This window comes from Tateyamaria sp., assembly GCF_059783535.1.
Genome location: NZ_JBYNDP010000124.1, coordinates 1,850 through 9,968, shown reverse-complemented (window position 1 = coordinate 9,968; position 8,119 = coordinate 1,850). Strand labels below are relative to the sequence as shown.

The following is an 8,119-nucleotide window of genomic DNA, read 5'->3' as shown; positions in this document are numbered from 1 at the left end:
GGCAGCATGATCGCGGGGACAGACGAGTCTCCGGGCGAGGTCATTCTGTATCAGGGCCGTAGCTTCAAGTCTTACCGCGGCATGGGCAGCCTTGGCGCGATGGCGCGCGGCTCGGCCGATCGGTATTTCCAGAAGGACGCGGCCAGCGACAAGCTGGTGCCGGAAGGGATCGAAGGACAGGTGCCCTACAAGGGATCGGCCGGCGCCGTCGTTCACCAGCTTGTGGGCGGCTTGCGAGCCGCCATGGGCTACACCGGTTGCGCAACGGTTGATGAGATGCGGAAGAACTGCAATTTCGTGAAGATCACTGGTGCGGGCCTCAAGGAAAGCCACGTACATGATGTGCAGATCACACGTGAGTCTCCGAATTATCGGGTTATTTGAGAAAACAGGGTGTTGCGGGGTGAACTTCAAGTTGGTTTGACGCGATGACACCCGGCGCACGCGTGGCTGCCGCCATAGAAATCCTCGATGCCATCGACGATGGGCAACCGGCGGAAAAGGCGCTGACCCGTTGGGCGCGTGCCAGTCGTTTTGCTGGATCCAAGGATCGTGCTGCAGTCCGTGACCACGTCTTTGATGTCCTGCGTCATTGGCGCAGCGATGCGGCACGCGGTGGGGCGGATACGGGGCGCGGACGCATGATTGGGCGACTGCGCGACCAAAGTATCGACCCGGAAACTCTCTTTGATGGTCAAGGACATGCGCCAGCACCTTTGTCCGATTTGGAACGTGAAAGAACCACACCGTTTGAGTCCCAGGGTGTGGCGTGGGACCTGCCGGATTGGTTGGTACCCGTTTTTGAAAACAGCCTTGGCGAGGAGGCCGAACAGACCGCACTGGCCTTAACCGGACGTGCACCCGTAACGTTGCGGGTCAACATGTCTAAAACCAGCGTTGCAGACGCACAATTGACGCTGAAAGAGGACGGAATTGAAACCATCGCAAACCCGCGCGGCGCAACGGCACTGACGGTCACTGACGGGGCGCGCCGTGTGCGGCACGCGTCAGCCTACATGAATGGCCTTGTGGAGATGCAGGACGCGTCAAGCCAGGCTGCCGTTGCTGACCTTGGTACGCCCGGCAAGGCACTGGATATTTGCGCAGGCGGTGGTGGCAAGGCGTTGGCTATGGCCGCGCTTGGCTGGTCTGTGACTGCCAGTGATGTGGATGCGACTCGGATGAGCGATCTGCCTGCACGCGCGGCGCGCGGCGGGCACGACATCAGGATTTGTCCGCCCGAACGGCTGGTATCCAGTCCGCCGTTTGATCTTGTATTCGTCGATGCCCCTTGCTCGGGATCTGGCACGTGGCGCCGCACGCCGGACGCCAAGTGGACACTGACCCAAGACCGTCTGGACGAGTTGGTAAGCATTCAGCGCGAGATTGTGGCTAAAGCCGCTCAGCTTGTTGCTCCTGGCGGAACGCTTCTCTATGCGACCTGTTCTGTTTTCCGCGAAGAAAATGAAGAACAAGTTCAAAGCCTTGTCACTGGGTCCGCAGATTTTCGTATCCATGCATCGCGCCGTTGGCCTGTTGACGCATGGGGCGATGGTTTCTTTGTAGCGCACTTGACACGTACAGGTTGAGCAGGCTTACTCAACCTCAGGTTTATCGTGTCGGGATATTTCGCCTTTGGCGTCGGGTCTCCAATGCGCAGAAACGGGCAGGGCTTAAGAGGCAGTTAACCGTTTTGGTCGCAGAAAGGCACAACGAATCGAGAGAGACGAGGTGCCTGGTGCCCGACAATATGGGATCGCCAATCAGTTTGACCCGCCCTGACAAGGACAGCTCGCATCGGGCTGTCAGTCTTCTTGGCGCGGCTGTGTTGCTGGGTGTGATGGGCGTCCTTGCACCGGATCGGTTGATACAAATGGGGCTGTTGGCCGCTTCACTCGCTGTGATGGGACTGGGCTTTGCGGTCACGTTGCAAGCACGAAAGTCCCGATCTCGTCAGGAAAGTACGATATCGACGATCGCCGCCTTTATTGAAAAAGACGCTTCTCCGAGCTTTGTTTGCACCGCTGATGGTGAAGTATTGCAAGCCAACGCGGCGGCGCGGCAGGTATACGCGACGCGCAAGGGAGAGACGATGGCGGGCACGTTGCGCAACACCTTTGCGAACCCGGGCGGTATTCTGTTCCGGCTCAAAAAGCAGGCCGAGATTGATGGGGCTGCACGCGAGGATATCGTGACACGCAAGGGACACATGCGCCTCGCGGTCCACGAAATGGAAGACGACACGCTGCTTTGGCGGCTTGAGGCCGCGCCCGATACAGGACAGGGGCGCGGGGCGGATGGTCCCGGTTTGCCGATGCTGATGGTCGGTCGTACAGGTGCGGTCCTCTATATGAACGAAAGCGCCCGAAAACTTGTCGGTGGACGGGTCAAAACACTTGAAGCGGTTTTTGAACAGGTGCCGGTAAAACTGGGATCTGTGAACCCTTTGACGTCGCCCGATGGTCCGGTTGACGTTCTTGTGACTCAGGTCGATGCAGGTGCGGGGCGGCGGGCATACTATCTTCTGCCACCGCCAGCCGAAGGCGAAGTCGAGAAAACGGGCAGTTGGGCTTCGCTTGAGGATTTGCCCGTGCCGCTAGTCCGATTTTCACCCGCTGGCGATGTACGTGGATTCAATCGCTGCGCGTCCGAGCTGATTGGAAATGCGCTGGCCGAAGGCCAACACATTTCCGATCTGATGGCTGGTCTGGGACGCCCAATAAGTGATTGGCTCGAGGAAACGGTATCGGGCCGCGCGGTTCAGCAGTCAGAGTTCCTCAGATTGACGCGTTCGGACAAGGAAATGTTCGTGCAGGTCGCGCTCAATCGGATGAACGAAGACGGGGAAGTGTCCGTGATCGCTGTCCTTGCGGATGCGACAGAACTGAAAACACTCGAAGCGCAGTTTGTGCAGAGCCAGAAAATGCAGGCAATTGGTCAGCTTGCCGGCGGGGTCGCGCATGATTTCAACAACCTGCTCACCGCGATTTCGGGCCACTGTGACCTTCTTTTGCTGCGCCATGATCAGGGCGACCCGGACTACAGCGACCTTGTGCAGATCAACCAGAATGCCAATCGCGCTGCTGCTCTTGTTGGCCAGTTGCTTGCCTTCTCTCGCAAGCAAACGCTGCGCCCGGAAGAGTTGGACCTGCGCGACACGATGTCTGATCTCACACATCTGTTGAACCGCTTGGTCGGGGAAAAGGTCACGCTGAACCTGTCCCACGATCCCGTTTTAAAACCAATCCGTGCCGACAAGCGGCAGTTGGAACAGGTTTTGATGAACCTTGTTGTCAACGCGCGTGACGCCATGCCGGATGGTGGCGAAATACAGATCGAGACCGAGTGTGTCACCTTGTCCGAACCACAGGACCGCGATCGTGTGAGTGTGCCCGCTGGCGATTATGTGTGTCTACGCGTCATAGATCAGGGCGTCGGCATTTCTGCGGATAAGCTGCAAAAGGTGTTCGAGCCGTTCTACACAACAAAGAAAACGGGTGAAGGTACCGGCTTGGGTCTTTCCACTGCCTACGGGATCGTGAAACAGACCGGCGGGTTCATCTTTGTTGACAGCACTCCAGGGCAGGGCACGTGCTTTTCGATCATGTTCCCGGTCCTTGAGGTGACAACAACGAAAGCGCCTGCTGCGAAAGTGCCCACGCAGATACCAGAGCCAAAACATGGCGACGGAGTGATTTTGCTGGTCGAGGACGAGGCACCGGTTCGCGCTTTCGCCAGTCGCGCCCTGCGACTGCGCGGCTACACTGTGCTTGAGGCTGACTCGGCCGAGGCAGCGCTCAAGACATTGGAGGATGCATCCCTAAACGTTGATCTTTTTGTGACGGATGTCGTCATGCCCGGGAAAGATGGCCCATCCTGGGTCCGGGAGGCGCTTCAAGAACGTCCGGATGTGCGTGTCGTCTTTGTCTCGGGCTATGCCGAGGATCGACTGACAGATCAACAAAGGGAAATTCCAAATTCGGTCTTCCTGCCGAAACCGTTTTCACTCAACGATCTGGCTGAGACGGTGCACCAGCAATTGCATTGAGCAGGTCAGGCCGTTGGAATGCTCTCGTAAAGGGCAAACTCCTCTGCGCATTTCCGGCGAAATCGCGTTTCTACATCTGATGACAATTCCACCGGACGTGCGGGCGACACATTTTCCTGTCCCAATTCAAAAGTCACGCCAAGCCGCTCTGTCAAAAACGCCTGCAGTCGCGGTTGATCCTCATATCGAAACAGATGCGTCACACCTGTACCATTTGGCTGGCGCTCAAGAAATTTATACTGGCTTCCGACGTTCGCGAACCCGGGCTTTTTGCCCTTCATGTAGGCCAGCACAAAGTCGTCAAAGCTGATGTCATGGGTGGCATTTGGTTTGCCCTTCATGAACGGCCGCTGCCGATATCTCCACCAACTGCCCAACCAGCTTATTGGGTCCCGCATGACGGCCATGACATCCAGGTCGACATCACAGACGTTAAGAAACATGGGGCGGATGAATCGGTTGTAGCGGTAGACCGGTGCATGTTTCAAAGCCGGGGGGTCAGAAATGACCAAGTCTGCATGTGGTGCGAGCGCGGTCTCGTAAGCCGATGTGCCTGTCTTAGGTACAGCCAGAAATGCCAGTTTTGCCTTGTAAAACACCAGCATGTCTTGCCTCGTTACGCTTTTCTTCAACTTTGCTTTGGGTCGTAAACTACTCCTTAACCCGTGCTGACAAAAGGTAGTTACGTAGAAATTTATTGAAATGTTCCCGATTTGATCTCATAAGGAACGCAAGGGGAACATCGACGCAGCTGCGGCAGTGATTGCCGCCCCCCGGCGGGTATGACACAAAGGACCAAAGCAATGGCAACGGCAGACCTTTTGACAATGACAGACAAGAAATCGGCAGACAAACAAAAGGCGCTCGACAGCGCACTGGCTCAGATCGAACGTCAGTTCGGCAAAGGGTCGATTATGAAGCTTGGCGACGAAAACGCCATTCAGGACATCAAGGCCAGCTCAACCGGCTCGCTTGGTCTGGACATCGCGCTTGGCATAGGCGGCTTGCCCATGGGACGCATCGTCGAGATCTACGGTCCTGAATCGTCAGGCAAAACCACGCTGACCCTTCACTGTGTTGCTGAGCAACAAAAGGCGGGTGGCGTTTGTGCCTTTGTCGACGCTGAGCACGCACTGGACCCGCAATACGCCAAGAAGCTGGGCGTTAATCTTGATGAGTTGCTGATTTCGCAACCGGACACTGGTGAACAGGCGCTTGAGATCACCGACACTCTGGTGCGGTCCGGCGCTGTGAACATGGTTATCGTTGATTCTGTGGCCGCGTTGACACCCAAGTCGGAACTTGAGGGGGACATGGGCGACAGCAGTGTCGGCGTACAGGCCCGTTTGATGAGCCAGGCCATGCGCAAACTGACAGGTTCGATCAGCCGTTCCAATTGCATGGTGATCTTCATCAACCAGATCAGGATGAAAATTGGAGTCATGTTTGGCTCGCCTGAAACCACCACTGGGGGCAACGCGCTGAAATTCTACTCTTCGGTGCGTCTTGACATTCGCCGGATCGGTGCGCTCAAGGATCGTGATGAGGTCGTGGGCAATGCCACCCGCGTGAAAGTCGTCAAGAACAAGGTGGCGCCTCCGTTCAAGCAGGTGGAATTCGACATCATGTATGGCGAAGGCATCTCAAAAATGGGCGAGCTGCTCGACCTCGGCGTGAAAGCCGGCGTGGTCGAGAAATCGGGTTCCTGGTTCAGCTATGGCGATGAACGGATCGGGCAAGGGCGCGAGAACGCCAAGACCTTCCTGAAGGAAAACGGACGCATCGCCTACGAGATTGAAGACAAGATCCGCGCAGCGCACGGGCTGGACTTTGATATGCCCAAACATGAACAGATCGAGGATGACGATATCCTCGAGGCCTGATCGTTCGGGCGCGGGGGACAGGCTCAGAACCTCCTCGGCCCACTAAACGTGATGCAGATAGTATCCGGAGCAGGGTGTCGCGAAGGCGGCACCCTGTTTCGTTTGTGGACACTGCCGCGGCGCAGCGCTATGTCAAAGCGACCAATCAGACGCCCGGACCCACGCCCATGCCATCGCTCAATGACATCCGCTCAACCTTTCTGAATTACTTTGAAAAACAAGGACATGCGGTCGTGCCATCCAGCCCGCTGGTGCCACGCAACGACCCAACGCTGATGTTCGTGAATTCGGGCATGGTGCAGTTCAAGAACCTGTTCACCGGGTTGGAAAAGCGGGAATATACACGCGCCACCACCGCCCAGAAATGCGTGCGGGCCGGGGGCAAGCACAATGACCTCGACAATGTCGGTTACACGGCGCGTCACCACACGTTCTTCGAGATGCTGGGGAACTTCAGCTTCGGCGACTATTTCAAGCACGAAGCAATTCCGTTTGCATGGAACCTGATCACGGGCGAGTTCGGCATCCCAAAGGAACGGCTTTATGTTACCGTGTACCACACGGATGACGAGGCGTTCGATATCTGGAAGAAGGTCGGCGTGCCCGAAGACCGGATCATTCGCATCGCCACTTCCGACAACTTCTGGCAGATGGGGCCGACCGGTCCCTGCGGCCCGTGTACTGAGATTTTCTATGACCATGGCGATCACATCTGGGGTGGCCCTCCCGGCAGTCCGGAAGAGGATGGCGACCGGTTCATCGAAATCTGGAACATCGTTTTCATGCAGAACGAACAGTTCGAAGATGGCTCGATGGTCGATCTGGACATGCAGTCCATCGACACCGGCATGGGGCTTGAGCGGATCGGCGCACTGCTTCAAGGCAGCCACGACAACTATGATACCGATCTGTTCAAGTCGCTGATCGAGGCGTCTGCGGATGCCACGGGTGTTGACCCATACGGCGATCAGAACGTACATCACCGGGTGATCGCTGATCACCTTCGCTCGACCTCGTTCCTGATTGCAGATGGCGTGATGCCATCGAATGACGGGCGTGGCTACGTGCTGCGTCGGATCATGCGTCGCGCGATGCGGCATGCGCATCTGTTGGGTGCCCAGGACCCAGTGATGTACCGTTTGGTGCCTGCGCTGGTGCAGCAAATGGGCGTCGCCTATCCGGAACTGGGTCAGGCGCAATCGCTGATCACGGAAACACTGCAGGCCGAAGAAACCCGCTTCAAGCAGACCCTCGACCGGGGGCTGAAACTGCTGGATGACGAGGTTGCTGGCTTGGCCGAAGGTGCCTACCTACCGGGTGATGCCGCCTTCAAACTTTATGACACCTATGGCTTCCCGCTTGATCTGACGCAGGATGCACTGCGCGAAAAGGGATACGGGGTGGACACGGACGGCTTTGATGCCGCCATGGCCGAGCAAAAAGCCAAAGCACGTGCCGCGTGGTCAGGTTCAGGCGAAGCTGCGGATGCAACCGTCTGGTTCGATTTGGCTGACAGTCACGCTGCCACCGACTTCCTGGGCTACGATACCGAAATCGCTGAAGGTGTGGTGCTGGCCATTGTCAGTGAGGGTGCTGAAGCCCAATCACTGGATGTTGACGGCGGCGGTGCCTGGGTGATCTTCAATCAGACCTCGTTTTACGCGGAATCGGGTGGGCAGGTTGCCGACCATGGTTATGTGCGGAGCGTCGAAGGAAGTCAGGAAGAGCACGAGACCCGGTTTTCGGGACATGTCAGCGATGTACAAAAGCGGGCTGGCGGACTTTACGCGCACTATCTGACAGTGGACAGCGGTCAGTTGTCCGTGGGCGACCCGGTTCGGCTCGAAGTTGACCACGCGCGCCGTACGACAATTCGCGCCAACCACTCGGCCACGCACCTGCTGCACGAGGCGCTCCGCAATGCACTCGGGGATCACGTCGCACAGCGCGGCTCGCTTAATGCGCCGGATCGCCTGCGTTTCGACTTCAGCCATGGCAAGGCGATGAGCCTTGAGGAACTGAACACGGTCGAGGCGGAGGTCAACGCCTATATCCGCCAGAACGCACCGGTCGAGACCCGGATCATGACACCCGATGATGCGCGGGCCCTTGGGGCGCAGGCGCTGTTCGGTGAAAAATACGGTGACGAAGTGCGTGTGGTGTCCATGGGGACCGAAGCCGGATCCGG

6 protein-coding genes are annotated in these 8,119 nt (G+C 57.5%); 5 read left to right on the top strand and 1 reads right to left on the bottom strand.

Annotated features, from left to right (window positions below; genetic code table 11):
- The 3 genes from AC6RA8_RS18065 to AC6RA8_RS18055 all read left to right on the top strand — a co-directional run.
- A partial coding sequence (locus AC6RA8_RS18065; RefSeq protein WP_500354575.1) for an IMP dehydrogenase occupies nt 1-384 on the top strand: 384 nt, incomplete at its 5' end.
- Nucleotides 385-446: 62 nt separating this feature from the next.
- On the top strand, nt 447-1,589 hold the full coding sequence (locus AC6RA8_RS18060; RefSeq protein ID WP_500354573.1) for an RsmB/NOP family class I SAM-dependent RNA methyltransferase: 1,143 nt from the start codon (nt 447-449) through the stop codon (nt 1,587-1,589).
- 251 nt (nt 1,590-1,840) lie between these two features.
- Nucleotides 1,841-4,048: an ATP-binding protein gene (locus tag AC6RA8_RS18055; protein WP_500354577.1), complete on the top strand. Its 2,208-nt coding sequence runs from the start codon at nt 1,841-1,843 to the stop codon at nt 4,046-4,048.
- A 5-nt stretch (nt 4,049-4,053) separates the two neighbouring features.
- Here AC6RA8_RS18055 and AC6RA8_RS18050 read toward each other — a convergent pair whose 3' ends face one another.
- Nucleotides 4,054-4,653 (bottom strand): gamma-glutamyl kinase, encoded by a 600-nt coding sequence (locus AC6RA8_RS18050; protein WP_500354572.1) that lies wholly within the window; start codon nt 4,651-4,653, stop codon nt 4,054-4,056.
- A gap of 198 nt (nt 4,654-4,851) precedes the next feature.
- Here AC6RA8_RS18050 and recA point away from each other — a divergent pair, with 198 nt between their 5' ends.
- Nucleotides 4,852-5,931 (top strand): recombinase RecA, encoded by a 1,080-nt coding sequence (gene recA, locus AC6RA8_RS18045; protein WP_500354571.1) that lies wholly within the window; start codon nt 4,852-4,854, stop codon nt 5,929-5,931.
- A gap of 167 nt (nt 5,932-6,098) precedes the next feature.
- A partial coding sequence (alaS, locus tag AC6RA8_RS18040; protein ID WP_500354569.1) for an alanine--tRNA ligase occupies nt 6,099-8,119 on the top strand: 2,021 nt, incomplete at its 3' end.

What these genes read in the sequence shown, in the direction of transcription:
- AC6RA8_RS18055 (WP_500354577.1), top strand. Translation starts at nt 1,841, where the DNA reads ATGGGCGTCCTTGCACCGGATCGGTTGATACAAATGGGGCTGTTGGCC.
- AC6RA8_RS18050 (WP_500354572.1), bottom strand. Translation starts at nt 4,653, where the DNA reads ATGCTGGTGTTTTACAAGGCAAAACTGGCATTTCTGGCTGTACCTAAG.
- recA (WP_500354571.1), top strand. Translation starts at nt 4,852, where the DNA reads ATGGCAACGGCAGACCTTTTGACAATGACAGACAAGAAATCGGCAGAC.